The sequence below is a fragment of the Actinomadura sp. KC345 genome (assembly GCF_004348515.1).
Taxonomy (GTDB): domain Bacteria; phylum Actinomycetota; class Actinomycetes; order Streptosporangiales; family Streptosporangiaceae; genus Spirillospora.
Genome location: NZ_SMKH01000214.1, coordinates 1 through 14,049, shown reverse-complemented (window position 1 = coordinate 14,049; position 14,049 = coordinate 1). Strand labels below are relative to the sequence as shown.

Below are 14,049 nucleotides of genomic sequence, written 5' to 3'. Positions count from 1 at the left end.
GTGCCGGGGAGGCCGCCGTGCCCTGGCCCGTGCCCTGGCCCGTGCCCTGGCCCGTGCCCTGGCCCGTGCCCTGGCCCGTGCCCTGGCCGGTGCCTTGGCCCGTGCCCTGACCCGCGCCCGCCTGCACCGCCCGGTTCGGGGCCTGCTTCGGGGGGTGGGGACGGAACGTGCCGGGATAGGAGGGCGTCAGCTGCTTGATGTCGTGCGACCGGCCGGAGTCGATCACCCAGCCGTAGCAGACGCCCTGCGCGTCGGCCGCCGTGGAGAGCTGCTCGACCAGCCGTCCCGTCTGCTGCGGCCCGAAGACGGGGGCGTCCTTGGGCGGCTTCTTGTCGAAGACGCCCTCGTCGTACAGGCCCCACAGGATCCCGCCGACCACGAGAGCGGTGATGACGGTGACGCATCCCCAGCCCTGTATCTTCGCCTGGCGCTGGTCGGCGGCGCTCTGGTTCCCGCCCGGGCGGTTCCCGGCGGGACCCGGCTTCGACCGTCCCTGACCGCCGCCCTGACCGCCGCCCTGACCGCCGCCGCCCTGACCGCCGGCCTGCCCGCCGCCCTTCGTCACTTGCCTCCTCCTCCGGGACCGCCACCGCGGAAGGACGACGCCCTGCCGCCGGGCCCGCCCCAGTTCCCGCCGACGACGGCGTGGTAGCGGGCGTATCCGCGTTCGGGGGTGTCGACGGTGATCCGGGAGCCGCCCGCATTCGGCAGGATCCCGACGACCGCGTTGTAGTAGCGCAGGTAGATGCCGTTGGGGGTGTAGACACGCTCGTCCGTCTCGTTCTTCCTGACGATCTCCCCGGCCACGGCCAGGGGGGCCTTCTCGGAAGAGTACGTCCGGTCGGACACCTTCTTGTAATCGTCGGCGATGTCGTCGCGTGGCGAGACCCGCCCCGCGAACGCCGCGATCAGCAGGATCATCGCGCCCAGCGAGGCCAGCAGCCCCGCCCCGATCAGCGACCCCTTCATACCGGGCGGCTCAGGAGACCGCGCCGGCGACGATCGCGGCGACTCCCAGATCCGCGGAGGCGACGACCCAGCCGGCCGGGTGGATCTTCGCCCCCGTGCCCTCGTGGTCCACGAGCGTCGCGCCCAGCTTGCCCGGGGTCGTCACGTCCAGCAGCAGGAACGCGAAGACCATGAGCAGGATGCCGCAGCCGCCGAACACCGCCGTGTCGATCAGGCCGGCGCTGAGATCGTCGTCGCTGGTGACGATCGCGGTGGTGACGATGATGCCGACGCTGAACAGCTTGACCGCCAGCATCAGGGCCGCGCCCTTGTTCCCCTCGGTCCAGATCTGCTTGCCGAGCTTGCCGGGCGTCATCACCTCCACCACGAGGTAGCCGATCGCCATCAGAGCGATGCCCACCCCGCCGTAGGCGAAGGTCGCTCCGATCTCCTGCAGTATGTCGTCGTTCATCTGTCGCTCCTCATTTACCCGACCCTGGTCCGCCGCCGCGGAACGACGCGGCGCCGCTGCTCGTCCATCCGTTGCTTCCCGGGCTCCGCCAGATCCCCGCGACATGGGTGTTGTAGCGGTTGTAGCCGCTGCGGGGGCTGTCGAGGGTGATGCGGCTGCCCGGCCCGTTCGGCAGGATGCCGACCACCAGCTTGGGATACCGCATGAAGATGCCGCCCGCGGCACCGCGGGTGGACATGCTGTTCACGGTGTCGATCGGCTTGAACTTGCGGCTGATCTCCGAGGAGACCGCCTGCGGTGCCTTCGACGCCCGGTAGGTGTCCGGTCCCGTCCTCGAGTACTTGTCGGCGATCCAGTCCCGGTTCGAAGTGCCGCAGCCCCCGAGCGCCGCGGCCGTCACGGTGGCGGCGGCCACTGCGCCCGCCACCCGGTACTTGCTGTTCACGATGCTCTCACCAGCCGGCTCCGCGTCATCACGATCTCCCGGGTCTGTGGGTAGGCGTGCCACGTCCGCCAGCCGATCCCGGTCTCCTCCGCTGCGTGGCTCTCCAGTGCGTGGCTCTCCAGGGCGAGGGCGGTGACGGCGTGCCGCGACCCGGGGAAGTCCCCGGTCAGGGCGTCGCCGCGGTCCGCCAGCCGTGCGCAGACCGCCTCGATCGCACGGGCGAACGCCGTGTCGTCGCTGTGGGCGGCCGTCGTCGCGGCGAACTCGTAGGTCCAGCCGGGCACGCTGGTGCTCGCGCGTCCGGGAAGCGGGTCGGCGTCGCCGGGCAGGCACGCCACGGTCTCGCTGAGCGGCCCGGCGATGACCTGGTGGGACGCGCCGAGCAGCCGCAGCTCCACGGTCAGGCCGCCGCGCTCGACGGGCAGGACGGCCAGGGCCTCCAGGGGCGGCAGACCGAGGGCGAACGAGAGAGCGTCGGCACGCGCGTCCAGGTAGGGGGTATCGAGGGTTGCCCGCAACGTCAGCTACCGCCACCCGGGTAGATCGTCATCGACCCGGACGGGACGCGTTCGCCGAGCCCCGCCTCCCACGGGCCGCCGCCGTACTGCTCGAACGACAGGTACTTGCCCCGGGGGCCCTCGTAGTCGACGTACTCGACGCGTCCCTGCACGCCGACGCCGGTCGTGCCCTCGCTGGTGTAGTCGGCCGTCCCGTGCTCGTCGCGGCGGTACTCGACGCCCTCCACGGTGAGGGTCCGCTCGCTGGGCGTCATGTCGCCGATGTCGTACTCCGTCCACCAGACGACCTCAAGGTCGGGGTCCTCCTCGACGGAGATCCAGACCTTGGTGCCCTCGATGGTGTCGGCGTCGAGCAGATGCTCGCTCCACGTGAAGCCGCCCTCGCGCAGCCGGACCGAACCGCGCACGAAGTAGCGGACGCCGAGGTACTCGACCATGTCCCCCGCCTTCAGCGTCCGCGGGTCACCCGCCACCTGGTCGCCGGGGGCGAACGGGTCCTTCGGGGCCGCCGGGGAGTCCGGCGTCCGGGACGGGGAGGACGGGCGGCGCCGCAGCAGGACGACGATCAGCACGACCAGGGCCACCAGGATCAGCCCGAGCAGGATCACTATCGCCGTTGTGCTCACGTACACCTCCGTCGTTTCGTCCAAATCCGGCCGCAGACCCGCGGATCCTATCGATCACGGCCGTCCGAGCCCACACGGCGTTTAGACGTATCAAAGGAATACTCGGTTGCATATAGAAAGCCAGCAATCGACACGAAACCGAAGCGCGCAGGCCAGGCCGGGATCGCGGCGTGTTCCGGGCGGCGGGCGCGTGCGGCCGAAGGCGCGCGGCGCGCGTCAGAGCCGGGCGACGGCGGCGGCGACGCGCTCGTCGGTGGCGGTGAACGCGACCCGGATGTGCCGGGCGCCGGCCGGGCCGTAGAACTCGCCGGGCCCGACGAGGATGCCGAGGGACGCCAGGTGCGCGACGGTGTCCCAGCACGGCTCGTCCCGCGTGGCCCACAGGTAGAGGGACGCCTCCGAATGGTCGACGCGGAAGCCGTGCCCCTCGAACGCGGCGCGCAGTGCGGCGCGGCGGCGCGCGTACCGGGCCCGCTGCTCGTCCACGTGCGCGTCGTCGTCGAACGCCACCGCCATCGCCGCCTGCACCGGAGCGGGGACGATCATCCCCGCGTGCTTGCGGACCTCCAGCAGCCGCTTGACGAGCGCGAGGTCGCCCGTGACGAAACCGGCCCGGTATCCCGCCATGTTGGAGCGCTTGGACAGGGAGTTGAGGGCGAGCAGGCCCTCGTGTGATCCCTCGCACACGTCCGGGTGCAGGACCGAGACCGGCGGCCTGTCCTCGTCCCAGCCGAACTCCAGGTAGCACTCGTCGCTGACGACGGTCGCGCCGCGGCCGCGCGCCCACGCGACGACCTTGCGCAGGTGCTCGGCGGGCAGGATCTTCCCGGTCGGGTTGGACGGCGAGTTCACCCAGACGATCTTCGGCGTCACCGGGCCGAGGGAGAGCAGCCCGTCCGAGGCGACGGGCGTCGCCCCGGCCAGGCGGGCGCCCACGTCGTAGGTCGGGTAGGCCAGTTCGGGGAAGACGACCGTGTCGCCGGGGCCGGCGCCCAGCAGCGTCGGCAGCCACGCCACCAGCTCCTTGGTGCCGATGACCGGAAGGACCGCGTCCGGGTCGGCGCCCGACACGCCCGCGCGGCGCCGCAGCCACCCCGCGGCCGACTCGCGCAGCCGCGGCGTCCCGTAGGTCTGCGGGTACCCGGGCGCGTCCGCGGCGGCGGCCAGGGCCGCCCGGACCGGCTCGGGCGTGGGGTCCACGGGCGTCCCGACCGACAGGTCGGCGATGCCGTCCGGATGGGCGAGCGCCCGCTCCTTGTACGGCGCGAGCCGATCCCACGGAAAGTCCGGCAGCGTGAACACGTCCCACTCCTGTTTCTAGAAACGCACGGGCCACTCGGAAACCCGCGAGGCCGTGGCCCTCCACCCAACGTGGCAGGCCACGGCCCTGAACGACCGCGAAGACGGCACGGCCGCAGGCCGTCCGGGAGACGCGCCCCGCGGGACGCTCGTCCGGCGCCGGACGGCCGCCCCGTCAGTCGTCGTGTTCCTGCGGAGGGAGCGCGGCGACGATCGGGTGGTCCTTGTCGATCTTCCCGACCTTGGACGCACCGCCCGGCGACCCGAGGTCGTCGAAGAACTCCACGTTGGCCTTGTAGAAGTCCTTCCACTGCTCAGGCGTGTCGTCCTCGTAGTAGATCGCCTCAACCGGGCAAACCGGCTCGCACGCACCACAGTCGACGCACTCGTCCGGGTGGATGTAGAGCATGCGCTTGCCCTCGTAGATGCAGTCGACCGGGCACTCCTCGATGCATGCCTTGTCAAGCAGATCCACGCAGGGCTGCGCGATGACGTAGGTCACGTCGGTGACTCCTCTCGGGTTTCCGGCCCCGCCGCACGTCACGGCTCACCGCAAGCTCGCTGTGAATAGTATGGCCGCCACGGCGCCGTCGATTCGACACGGGGGTCCACATGTCAGGCCGCTTCGCCGCGCGCCTCGTGGTGTCCATCAGTAGCACGGACGTGGGGCAGCGGATCTCGCTGCGCCGCCGTCTGCCAACCGGAGAGTACAGCGACGTCGTCGGCGTCCTCGAATCGTGGTCCGGCGGGACCCTTTCGGTGCGCCGCCGCACCGGCGAACTCGTCGAGGTCCCCGAGGACGCGATGGTCGCGGCGAAGGTCGTCCCGCCGCAGCCTCCGCCGCGCCGCAGGCCCCGCGACGTGGACTGACGCGCGCCGCCCGGCGGCGGGCTCAGCGGCCGTCGAGCCGTCGCAGGGCCTCGCGGGCCAGCGCGTCGGCGGCCGACACGACCTGCTCCTTCGGCCGCTGTGCGCTGTGATCGATCTCGACCAGCACGTTGGCTCGGCGTATCACGATCCGGACCTCGGTCTCACCGGTCCCGCGATCCAGGGCGACGGAGCGCCACGCCTGGTCTCCGAGACCGGCCACGTCGCCCACGACGGCCGTCCAGTCCTTGTCGCGACCGGAGCGTGCCCGCACGCACTCCGCCACCGCCTCCCGGGCCTCGGCGTAGTCCGCGCGGGCCTTCTCGGTGGCGCCGGTCGACGTGGTCCGGAGTACGCGATCCAGTTCCAGGCGGACACTGCCCCGGGCGCCGGCGCCCTGGCCTGAGCGGTAAGCGCACTCGGAGTTGACGAAGGAGGTCCCGTCTTCGTGCAGGGAGAAGACGGTCCGCTCGGGGGAGGGCGGCAGCCACTCCGCGGCCGGGCGATCGACGACCGCGCAGGCCCGCGGAAGCGAACCCGCCTCGTCACGGCCCGGCCACCAGGGCTCCAGCCAAGGCCGCCACACGAAGACCAGCGCCGCCGCAATAGCCGTCACCACGATCCAGACGGTGATGCGGACGGCCCACATCGAGATCGACTTCACCTCCACCGGCCGGGGGGCCAGGGCGTTCATCGCCTCCAGCGCCTCGCCGAACCGGGGGTCGCGGCCGAGAAGGCCCTCACGCGGCGCGGCCAGCGAGTACCGCCTGCCGTCCGAGTCGGACACGACCACGCTCCTCCCGAACAGGGTGGGCAGCACGTGGAAGCCGGTGACCTCGCGCCACGGGATCGTCCTGGTCTTTCGCACCAGCCGGTTGGGTTCGATCTTGGATGCGGCAACCCCTGAGACGGTGAAACGAGGGTGCTGGTTCACCCGATCGCCGGTCGCGCCCTCACTGCCCCGGGTTCGAAGACGGCCCGGTCGGGGACGGCTCCGGGGCGGTACCGGTCGGCGAGCCGGGCGCCGGGCTCGCCGTCGGGCTCGCCGTCAGGGGCTCGGCCTCCACGGGGTCCTCGGTGTAGGTCTCCCCCGGCTTGAGCCGCTCGCCCCGGAACATCTCCGTCACCGTGACGAGCGTGAATCCTCGCTTCTTCAGGCCCACCACCACCTTCGGGATGGAGTCGACGCTCTCCTTGTGGACGTCGTGGTAGAGGACGATGCCGCCGCGTTCCGGCTTGGTGATGCCGACCTTGGCGTCGCGGCCGACGCTCCGGAACTGCCAGTCCCTCGTGTCCACGCTCCAGAGGATCTGCGGCATCCCTACGAGGCGTCCGACCTCGTCGTTGGTCGCCCCGTAGGGAGGGCGCATCAGCGTGGGTGCGACGCCTGAAGCGTTCCTGATGGCCTTCTGCGTCCGCTCTATCTGTGACCTCACTTCCTTGGGCGACAGCCCGGTGAGATCAGGATGCGACCACGTGTGGTTGGCGACCTCGTGTCCCTCCAGGGCCATCCGCCGCACCACGCCCGCGTGTTGCTGGACCACCTCGCCCAGCATGAAGAACGTGGCGCGCACACCGCGCACCTTCAGCGTGTCCAGCAGCCGCGCGGTGTGCGGGCCGGGGCCGTCGTCGAACGTCAGCGAGACGCACTTCACCCGGTCGCAGTCGATCTTCCTGGGCGGCGGCGGTGTGGCGGGCGGCCGGGCCTTTCTGGTCTGCCCGCCGACCGCCTCGTTGCCGCCCGCGGTCCGCGCCTGCTTCTCCGCGCCTCCCCCGCACCCGGCGACGAACAGCAGCAATCCACCCAGGATGATGAGATTCCAGATTCGCACCACGCACCCCCGAACGTGTTGCCTAGGTGGGAGTAATACCCTCCGTCACACAAGCAACACAGGTCGCGAAGGTCCGCGATGCGAAGATCGTCGTTTACTCTTCGTCCTTCGACCGGGGGATCCTCGACCATCATGCAAGAGCCCTGATCGGCGAGGATCACCCGGGGTCGGCGGCAGCGGTCAGCGGGCCGGCCAGTCGGGGACCTCGGGCGGGAGGTCCTTGCTGACGCGCATCGGGAAGGCGGCGTCGCGCTTCTCCAGGAAGGACGAGACGCCCTCGATCGCGTCGGCGCCTCCCCCGAGGGCGGCCATGAGGCGGGAGTCGGCGGCGTGCGCGTCCCACGGGGACGGGGCGGACAGGCCGGACCACATGAGGCGGCGGATGGCGGCGACGGAGAGCGCGGACGTGTTCCCGGCGATCTCACCGGCCAAGGCGTAGGCGGCGGGCAGGAGCTCGTCGGGGGGGTGGACGCGGGAGACGAGACGGCCGTCGAGGGCTTCCCGGGCGTCGAAGACGCGGCCGGTGGCGGCCCACTCCATCGCCTGGGCGATGCCGACGAGGCGGGGCAGGAACCAGCTCGACGCGGCCTCGGTGACGATGCCGCGCCGGGCGAATACGAAGCCGAACCTGGCCTTCTCGCTGGCGAGGCGGACGTCCATCGGGAGGGTCATCGTGACGCCCACGCCGACGGCGGCGCCGTTGAAGGCGCCGATGACGGGCTTGAGGCAGCGGGCGATCCGCAGCGCGACCGTGCCGCCGCCGTCGCGCGGCGTGCCGTCCTCCAGGAGGTCGTCCTCGCCGGCGTACATGTCCAGGGACTTGTCCTTGTCGAAGGTGTCGCCGCCGCCGCTGAGGTCGGCCCCCGCGCAGAACGCGCGGCCCGCGCCGGTCACCACGACCGCGCGGACGTCGTCGTCGGCGTCGATCCTGTCGAAGACGTCCAGCAGCTCGTTGCGCATGGTGAACGTGAAGGCGTTCATCTTCTCCGGCCGGTTCAGCGTGACCGTGGCGATCCGGTCCCGGACCTCGTATTCGATCTGTGTGTACGGCACCTGCGAACCCCTCTCCGACCCTGACTGGACAGAATCAGATTCTAGGAACACCCGTCCAGGGGCCGCCGGTCAGGTGCGGGCTTCGGGGAAGAGGCGGAGCACGACGTCCCTGCGCCAGCGGTCGAGATCGTGGCCGGCGTCGGCGTCGCGGCCGGGAGGCGGGACGGGGGCCAGGTCGCCGTCGCCGGCCGGTGTGAGGCAGATCTCCATGTCCGGAGCGAGCGTGACGCGCTCGGGGATCTCGGCGGACGCCGCGAGGCGCTGCGCCAGGGCGGCGAGGACGCGCGCCCATCCCTGCCCCAGATAGGGCGGGAGGCCCTCCACGCGAAGTTCCGGCAGATTCCTGGCGGACAGCCCCGATGTCCGCAGCGTGAGGCCCTCCGGGCCCTCGGAACCCAGGATCCGCACCTCGGACGTGACGTCCACCATCGCAAACGCCGCCTCCGCGCTCGGGTTTGTCCGATAAATTATGACAGTGAATTGGGCCGTGACGACGTACGACTCCGCCTTCGGGTACGTCTCCGCGCACGGCGCGCCCCTGGTCGACCTGCTCGATCCGCAGCCCGGCGAACGGGTCATCGACCTCGGGTGCGGAACGGGGACGTTCAGCGCGGAGATCGCCGAGCGTGGCGCCGAGGTGCTGGGCATCGACGGCAACCCCGACATGATCGCGCAGGCGAACGCCGCGCACCCCGGGCTGTCCTTCCTCGTCGGCGACGCCGCCGACCTCACGGTCGGCGAGTCCTTCGACGCGGTCGCCTCGAACGCGGCCCTGCACTGGATGAACCGCGACCCCGACGCCGTGATCGGCCGCGTGTACGCGGCGCTGCGTCCCGGCGGGCGGTTCGTCGGCGAGCTGGGCGGCGCCGGGAACTGCGCCGAGCTGATCGTCGCGATGCAGACCGCCTGGCGCGTGTTCGGCCTCGGCGAGCCCGAACTGCCCTGGTACTTCCCGACGCCCGCCGAGTACGCGGCCAAGCTGGAGGAGGCCGGGTTCACCCTGCGGCTGCTGGAGCACGCCGACCGCCCCTCCCGGATGACCGAGGGCCCCAACGGGGCCGCCGACTGGGTCCGCGCCTACGCGGCCCGCGCCCTCGCCGACGTCCCGCCGGAGGTGGTCGACCCGCTGCTCAGCCGGGTGAACGACCTGGCCGCGCCGGCGCTGCGCCGCGAGTCGGGGTGGGTCGCCGACTACGTGCGGCTGCGGTTCGCCGCCGTCCGCAAGGCCGACAGCGCCACGCCGCTGCCGAACGGGCCGTTCCCGTCCGACCCGCAGCTCTGACCCGCCGCCCTCGGTCCTGGCGCCCCGGCCTAGTGTTGAGGCATGCTGCGGCTGTACGACCCTCGCACCGGGCGGGCGGAGCCTCCGCCCGCCGGACGCGGCCTGCGCATCCAGGTCCTGGACGGCGCGGGGCCGCGCACGCTGGTCGTCACCGACCTACTGCGCCGGGTCGCCGAACGGGCGGGACGGCGCGTCCGGGTCGTGAGCACCCCGGCGTTCGCCGGGGAACACGCCTGGCCGGACTACGGCGTCGCGCCGTTCGAGGTGCTCGACACTCCGATCGCGGACGCCGACGTGCACGTCTCCACCGGCGGCGGCACCGGCGGTGACCGCCTCACGCTGAACGTCCCGCGCGAGACCGGGGCCTGGGAGCCGGCGGACGCGCCGTCCGTGCGGCTGGCGATCCTGGAGGTCCCCTACCGGGAGCCGCTGGAGCTGTCCGAGGCGAGGGTGTCGCGGGCCGGCGAGCGGCTGGACGGCTGGCGCGCCGCCGTCGCGCGGTGGGCGACGGCTCCGGGCCGACCGATGAGCCGCGACCACGCGGCGGAGGCGGAGACCGCGCTGGCCGACGACCTCGGCAGCCCCGCCGCGCTCGACGTCCTCGACCGGCTCGCCGCCGACGCGGAGGTGCCGCCGGGCGCGAAGCTGGAGACGTTCATCCACCTGGACCTGCTCCTGGCCCTCGGCCTCGTCTCCGCGATCGGCAGCGCCTGAACCACCGTCCGGCGCGGCGGCCCGGATGGCACCTTCCGGGCAGGTTAACCGCACGGACCGAGATATTGCGGCGTGCCCCAGGCGTTCGCGACGCTCGAGAGGGGCTAATTTCTCATGTCGTGCCGACCGCCGCGCCCGAGTCCGACCCGCCCGTACCCGTCGATCCCGAACCGCCGCCACCCCGGCGGCGCCGTCGCCGTGCCCGGGCGCTGATGACGGCGGCCGTCGCGATCGTCGTGCTCCTGTGCGCGGTCGTCGGCGGAATCGGCTGGTACTTCGCGGGCGTCGCCATCGAGGTCGACCACACGGCCGAGTACCCGCTCACCATCGTCGACGCGGGGGACGGCACGGTCACGCTGCCTCGCGACGCGACGACGGAGAGTCCCGGGACGTGGGCGCTGGTCTGGGAGGGCGGCCGTGCCGTGCTGGGGCCCGTCGTCGGCGGGGACTCGGCGCACGTCGTGCGGAAGGTCGCGTCCGTCGCCGACGGCTCCCTGGTGAAGGGCGCCCCCGCGACCATCGACCACTGGGTCCATGACGGCGACCCCGGCGAGGCGCTCGGACTCCCGTTCCAGGCCGTCACCTATCCCTCCCGGGTCGGCCCGATGCCCGCGTGGGTGGTGCCGGGGGCGTCGCCCAAGAGCACGTGGCTCATCGGCATCCACGGACGGAACGCGGACAAGGCTGAGACGTTCCGCGTCATGCGCGCCGTCCACGAAGCGGGCCTGCCCATGATGTCCATCGCGTACCGCAATGATGTGGGGGCGCCCTCATCCAGCGACGGCAAGAACCATCTCGGCGACACCGAATGGCAGGACGTCGTCTCCGCCATCGGTTACGCACGCGCGCACGGCGCAACCGGTGTGGTGCTCTACGGCTGGTCCATGGGCGGCGCGATGGCACTGACCACTCTGCGCAAGGATCCGTCGTTCGTCCGCGGGGTCGTGCTCGACTCCCCCGTTTTGGACTGGAACGCCACCCTCGACATGCAGGGCGCCGCCCGCAACCTGCCCCGCTTCATGACCGGGGTGGCCAAACGCGTCCTGGAGTGGCGCATCGGCATCGACCTCACGGACTTCGACCAGCGCCGGTACGCACCGAGGCTGCGGACACCCGTGCTGCTCTTCACCGCCGCCGACGACGCCACCGTCGCCAACGGCCCCGCCCACACGTTCGCCAGCACCGCACCGCCCGGCATGGTCACCCACATCACCACACCGGGCGGCCACACCGAGTCATGGAACGTCGACCCCACCGCCTACGAACGCGCCCTCGGAACCTTCTTGAAGAAAGTGGCTTAGGCGCGCCGGACCTCCAGAAGCGTCTTGCCGACGGTCGAGCGCGACTCGATCGCCGTATGCGCGTCGGCGGCGCCTTCGAGCGGGAACCGCTGGCCGATCACCGGCTTCAGCCTTCCCGCCGCCGCCTCGGCCAACGCGCTCTGTGTGAACTCCCTGAGTTGCTCCGGGGTGGCCGCCGGCTTGACGAGCGTCACGCCCCGCGACGCCGCGTCCTCCTCCGGGATGTTCGCCCACTCACCGCTCGCGAGTCCGAAGCTGACCATCCGGCCGCCGGTTCCGAGCAGGGTGAACGCCTCCCGCGCCACCTGGCCGCCGACCCCGTCGAGCACGACGTCGATCTTCCCGGCCTTCTCCGTCCAGCCCGGCTCCCGGTAGTCGACGGCCTCGTCGGCCCCCAGCCCCAGCGGCAGCTCCGCCTTGCGCGGGCCCCCGGCCGCCGCCACGACCACCGCCCCGGCGGCCTTCGCCAGCTGGACGAGCAGCGTCCCGACTCCCCCGGCCGCCGCCTCGACGAGGACGCGCTCCCCCGGCCGCGGCTCCGCGGCCCGCAGCATCATCACCGCGGTGCGCCCGTCCGCCAGCAGCGCCACCGCCTCGTCGAGCGCCACGCCGTCCGGGACCTCCAGCATTCCCCCCGCGTCCACCGCGACCAGCTCCGCGTAGGCGCCGGTGCCGCCCGTGCCGCTGACGACCCGGCGCCCGACCAGCCCCGCGTCGGCGCCCGGCCCGACCGCCGTCACCACGCCGCCGACCCCGTTGCCGAGGACGACCGGCGGCTCCTTCATCGGGAACGGCGCGTTGCCCGCCCTCATCTGCGTCTCCACGAACGTGATGTTGACGAACTCGACCTCGACCAGCGCCTGCCCCTCACCCGGCTCCGGCTCGGGCGCCTCCGCCGGCACCAGTCTCTCCGGCCCTCCGAACTCCCTCAACCACACCGCGCGCACTGGAACCTCCTACGCTCACCCGCCATAGGTCCACCAGGCTGCTACCTCAAGCATGGTCGAGGTCAAGCGGCCTTTCCGCGGCGGAGGCCCGGGGAGACCGGCGCTCGCCGGCTCAGCCCGAGGACTTGAGCGCGTCGCGGACGCCGTTCTCCTTCTCGCCCAGCACCTCGGGGTCGGGACGGAGTATCACGTCGGTCATCGCCTTCATCATGGCGAGGGGCTCGCGAGCGTAGCCGAGGGGCGTCACGCGCTTGATCCAGACGTCGCTGCCGACGCCGTGGGTCTCGATCCCGGCGGCCCGGCAGAGCACCACGGCCCGGGGCAGGTGGAAGCTCTGGGTCACCACCGTCAGCCGGTCCACGCCGAACACCCGCTTGGCGCGGGTACAGGAATCTCACGTGTCGCGGCCGGCGTAGTCGCGCACGATCCGGCGCTCCGGGACGCCCCGGCGCTGGAGGTAGTCGCGCATCACGGTCGGCTCGTCATAGTCCTCGGTGCTGTTGTCCCCCGACACCAGGAGCACCTTCACCTTGCCCGTCCGGTAGAGCACGGCGGCCACGTCCAGCCTCTGGGACAGGGAGAGCGACGGCGACCCGTCCGGCCGCACGCCCGCACCCAGCACCAGCCCGACCGGCGCCGCGGGCACGTCCTGAGCCGACTCGCGATAGCGCGCCGAATCCAGGTACGCCCAGGCGAGTGCGGGAAAGGGAGGCCGGCGGTTCCGCCCGCCTCTGCGGCGGCCCGGGGCGGCGCGGGTGCTGCTGGGCCTGGTCCTGTTCGCCGCCATAGCGCTCGCGCCGATCGCCATGCCTATGGGACGTCCGTCCACCGCAGACCGTTCGCAACGATTCGCTTTTCTCGCCACACGGACCTCTGTAAGCTTTCGCGCATACTTGCCCCGTTGTCGGCTGCCGCTCAGGGATGGCGATGCGCGCCCGGTTGGTACGTTCCTCCCCATTGGGGTCTCACTGCGCCGCTGCCCTGCTCGTCCTTCTCGCCCTGTGCGCGGGGTGCGGCTCGTCCAGCTCGTCCTCCAGCGGCGAACTGGCCCCCAACGGCTCCTTCGAAACCGGCGCCCCGGCCCCGGCGTCCACCGCCGTGGCCCCCTCGGCGATCCCCACGGCGCAACTCTTCGAGACGGTCCTCAAGCGCTACCGCGAGTACCAGGCCGCCTACAAGGAGGCGCACGAAAGCGGCGACACGTCCGAGCTCGGTGCCGTCGCCATGGACCCCCTGCTGACCCAGATCACCAGGGACGTCCAGGCGATCAGGGACAAGGGCGAGACCTGGCGCTACACCAGCACGTTCAACCCACGCGTCTACGCCCGGTCCAAGGACAGCACGAAGATCTACGTCGTCGACTGCATACGGACCCTCGTCGGCTACCGCTACTCCGCCGAGACCGGTGAACGCCTCGGCGGGGGGCCGGGCGGCGCCCACCTCTTCCGGTCGACGCTTCAGTACGACTCCGGCGTCTGGAAGGTCGCCGCCAGCGTCAGGAAGAAGAATTGTTGACCATCGGCAGGGAAGGACACGCGATGCGTCCCCACCCCCCCAAGCGCCTCCGGCTGGTCTCCGCCACGATCTTCGCCGCGGCGATGGCGGCTCCGGCGTTCGTCGCCCTTCCCGCCCAGGCCGACGACTGCAAGGGCGGTGACCCCTTCGGCTGCCAGAAGAAGTGGGGCGGCAGCGGATCACCCGGCGGGCCGGGCGGGGGAGGATCCGGCGGCGGCGGGATCTCGGGC

Annotated in this window: 18 protein-coding genes and 2 pseudogenes; 6 read left to right on the top strand and 14 right to left on the bottom strand. The window is 72.0% G+C overall.

Annotated features, from left to right (window positions below):
• The 8 genes from E1281_RS28265 to fdxA all read right to left on the bottom strand — a co-directional run.
• Window positions 1–565: hypothetical protein (locus tag E1281_RS28265; RefSeq protein ID WP_207943535.1), on the bottom strand; the 565-nt coding region annotated here is incomplete at its 3' end.
• The gene (locus tag E1281_RS28260) at window positions 562–969 is read right to left on the bottom strand and encodes a DUF4247 domain-containing protein (protein ID WP_131882757.1); all 408 of its coding nucleotides are present in this window, start codon (window positions 967–969) and stop codon (window positions 562–564) included. The genes E1281_RS28260 and E1281_RS28265, both read right to left, overlap by 4 nt.
• 10 nt (window positions 970–979) lie before the next feature.
• The gene (locus E1281_RS28255) at window positions 980–1,420 is read right to left on the bottom strand and encodes a DUF350 domain-containing protein (RefSeq protein ID WP_131882756.1); all 441 of its coding nucleotides are present in this window, start codon (window positions 1,418–1,420) and stop codon (window positions 980–982) included.
• 10 nt (window positions 1,421–1,430) lie between these two features.
• Complete coding sequence (locus E1281_RS40555) at window positions 1,431–1,865, bottom strand: DUF4247 domain-containing protein (protein WP_165959146.1); 435 nt, start codon at window positions 1,863–1,865, stop codon at window positions 1,431–1,433.
• Window positions 1,862–2,383 carry a DUF2617 family protein gene (locus E1281_RS28245; RefSeq protein WP_131882754.1) on the bottom strand — a complete coding sequence of 174 codons (522 nt, stop codon included), beginning with the start codon at window positions 2,381–2,383 and terminating at the stop codon, window positions 1,862–1,864. The genes E1281_RS40555 and E1281_RS28245 overlap by 4 nt, the downstream gene beginning before the upstream one ends.
• Window positions 2,384–2,385: 2 nt before the next feature.
• Window positions 2,386–3,009, bottom strand: coding sequence for a DUF4178 domain-containing protein (locus E1281_RS28240; RefSeq protein ID WP_131882753.1), 624 nt, complete (start codon window positions 3,007–3,009; stop codon window positions 2,386–2,388).
• Between the two features lie 216 nt (window positions 3,010–3,225).
• Complete coding sequence (gene dapC, locus E1281_RS28235) at window positions 3,226–4,311, bottom strand: succinyldiaminopimelate transaminase (protein ID WP_131882752.1); 1,086 nt, start codon at window positions 4,309–4,311, stop codon at window positions 3,226–3,228.
• Window positions 4,312–4,483: 172 nt separating this feature from the next.
• On the bottom strand, window positions 4,484–4,810 hold the full coding sequence (fdxA, locus tag E1281_RS28230; RefSeq protein ID WP_131882751.1) for a ferredoxin: 327 nt from the start codon (window positions 4,808–4,810) through the stop codon (window positions 4,484–4,486).
• A 110-nt stretch (window positions 4,811–4,920) separates the two neighbouring features.
• On the opposite strand from fdxA, the gene E1281_RS28225 reads away from it, so the two are divergent.
• Window positions 4,921–5,178 carry a hypothetical protein gene (locus tag E1281_RS28225; protein ID WP_131882750.1) on the top strand — a complete coding sequence of 86 codons (258 nt, stop codon included), beginning with the start codon at window positions 4,921–4,923 and terminating at the stop codon, window positions 5,176–5,178.
• Window positions 5,179–5,200: 22 nt separating this feature from the next.
• On the opposite strand, the gene E1281_RS28220 is transcribed toward E1281_RS28225, so the two are convergent.
• The 4 genes from E1281_RS28220 to E1281_RS28205 all read right to left on the bottom strand — a co-directional run bounded on the left by E1281_RS28220 (window position 5,201) and on the right by E1281_RS28205 (window position 8,489).
• Window positions 5,201–6,043 carry a hypothetical protein gene (locus E1281_RS28220; RefSeq protein ID WP_131882749.1) on the bottom strand — a complete coding sequence of 281 codons (843 nt, stop codon included), beginning with the start codon at window positions 6,041–6,043 and terminating at the stop codon, window positions 5,201–5,203.
• Window positions 6,044–6,128: 85 nt separating this feature from the next.
• Window positions 6,129–7,007: a polysaccharide deacetylase family protein gene (locus E1281_RS28215; RefSeq protein ID WP_243717491.1), complete on the bottom strand. Its 879-nt coding sequence runs from the start codon at window positions 7,005–7,007 to the stop codon at window positions 6,129–6,131.
• A gap of 180 nt (window positions 7,008–7,187) precedes the next feature.
• Window positions 7,188–8,060: a crotonase/enoyl-CoA hydratase family protein gene (locus E1281_RS28210; RefSeq protein WP_131882747.1), complete on the bottom strand. Its 873-nt coding sequence runs from the start codon at window positions 8,058–8,060 to the stop codon at window positions 7,188–7,190.
• A gap of 69 nt (window positions 8,061–8,129) precedes the next feature.
• Window positions 8,130–8,489, bottom strand: a complete 360-nt coding sequence (locus E1281_RS28205; protein WP_131882746.1) for a hypothetical protein — start codon at window positions 8,487–8,489, stop codon at window positions 8,130–8,132.
• A 58-nt stretch (window positions 8,490–8,547) separates the two neighbouring features.
• Here E1281_RS28205 and E1281_RS28200 point away from each other — a divergent pair, with 58 nt between their 5' ends.
• From E1281_RS28200 to E1281_RS28190, 3 genes are all read left to right on the top strand, one after another.
• Entirely contained in the window at window positions 8,548–9,342 is a 795-nt protein-coding gene (locus E1281_RS28200) for a class I SAM-dependent methyltransferase (protein ID WP_243717490.1), read from the top strand.
• Window positions 9,343–9,384: 42 nt separating this feature from the next.
• Window positions 9,385–10,056: a hypothetical protein gene (locus tag E1281_RS28195; RefSeq protein ID WP_131882744.1), complete on the top strand. Its 672-nt coding sequence runs from the start codon at window positions 9,385–9,387 to the stop codon at window positions 10,054–10,056.
• Between the two features lie 119 nt (window positions 10,057–10,175).
• Complete coding sequence (locus E1281_RS28190; protein ID WP_131882743.1) at window positions 10,176–11,357, top strand: alpha/beta fold hydrolase; 1,182 nt, start codon at window positions 10,176–10,178, stop codon at window positions 11,355–11,357.
• Here E1281_RS28190 and E1281_RS28185 read toward each other — a convergent pair.
• Window positions 11,354–12,259 carry a zinc-binding dehydrogenase gene (locus E1281_RS28185; protein ID WP_243717488.1) on the bottom strand — a complete coding sequence of 302 codons (906 nt, stop codon included), beginning with the start codon at window positions 12,257–12,259 and terminating at the stop codon, window positions 11,354–11,356. The genes E1281_RS28190 and E1281_RS28185 overlap by 4 nt on opposite strands.
• 157 nt (window positions 12,260–12,416) lie before the next feature.
• Window positions 12,417–12,926 (bottom strand): annotated as a pseudogene (locus tag E1281_RS42875) (ElyC/SanA/YdcF family protein).
• A 335-nt stretch (window positions 12,927–13,261) separates the two neighbouring features.
• Between E1281_RS42875 and E1281_RS28175 the strand changes: the two are divergent.
• Window positions 13,262–13,819 (top strand): hypothetical protein, encoded by a 558-nt coding sequence (locus E1281_RS28175; RefSeq protein WP_131882741.1) that lies wholly within the window; start codon window positions 13,262–13,264, stop codon window positions 13,817–13,819.
• 23 nt (window positions 13,820–13,842) lie between these two features.
• Window positions 13,843–14,049 (top strand): annotated as a pseudogene (locus E1281_RS28170) (hypothetical protein); the annotation flags it as partial.

Coding starts and splice junctions, on each gene's coding strand:
- E1281_RS28260 (WP_131882757.1), bottom strand. CDS start 969: ATGAAGGGGTCGCTGATCGGGGCGGGGCTGCTGGCCTCGCTGGGCGCG.
- E1281_RS28255 (WP_131882756.1), bottom strand. CDS start 1,420: ATGAACGACGACATACTGCAGGAGATCGGAGCGACCTTCGCCTACGGC.
- E1281_RS28225 (WP_131882750.1), top strand. CDS start 4,921: ATGTCAGGCCGCTTCGCCGCGCGCCTCGTGGTGTCCATCAGTAGCACG.
- E1281_RS28205 (WP_131882746.1), bottom strand. CDS start 8,489: ATGGTGGACGTCACGTCCGAGGTGCGGATCCTGGGTTCCGAGGGCCCG.
- E1281_RS28195 (WP_131882744.1), top strand. CDS start 9,385: ATGCTGCGGCTGTACGACCCTCGCACCGGGCGGGCGGAGCCTCCGCCC.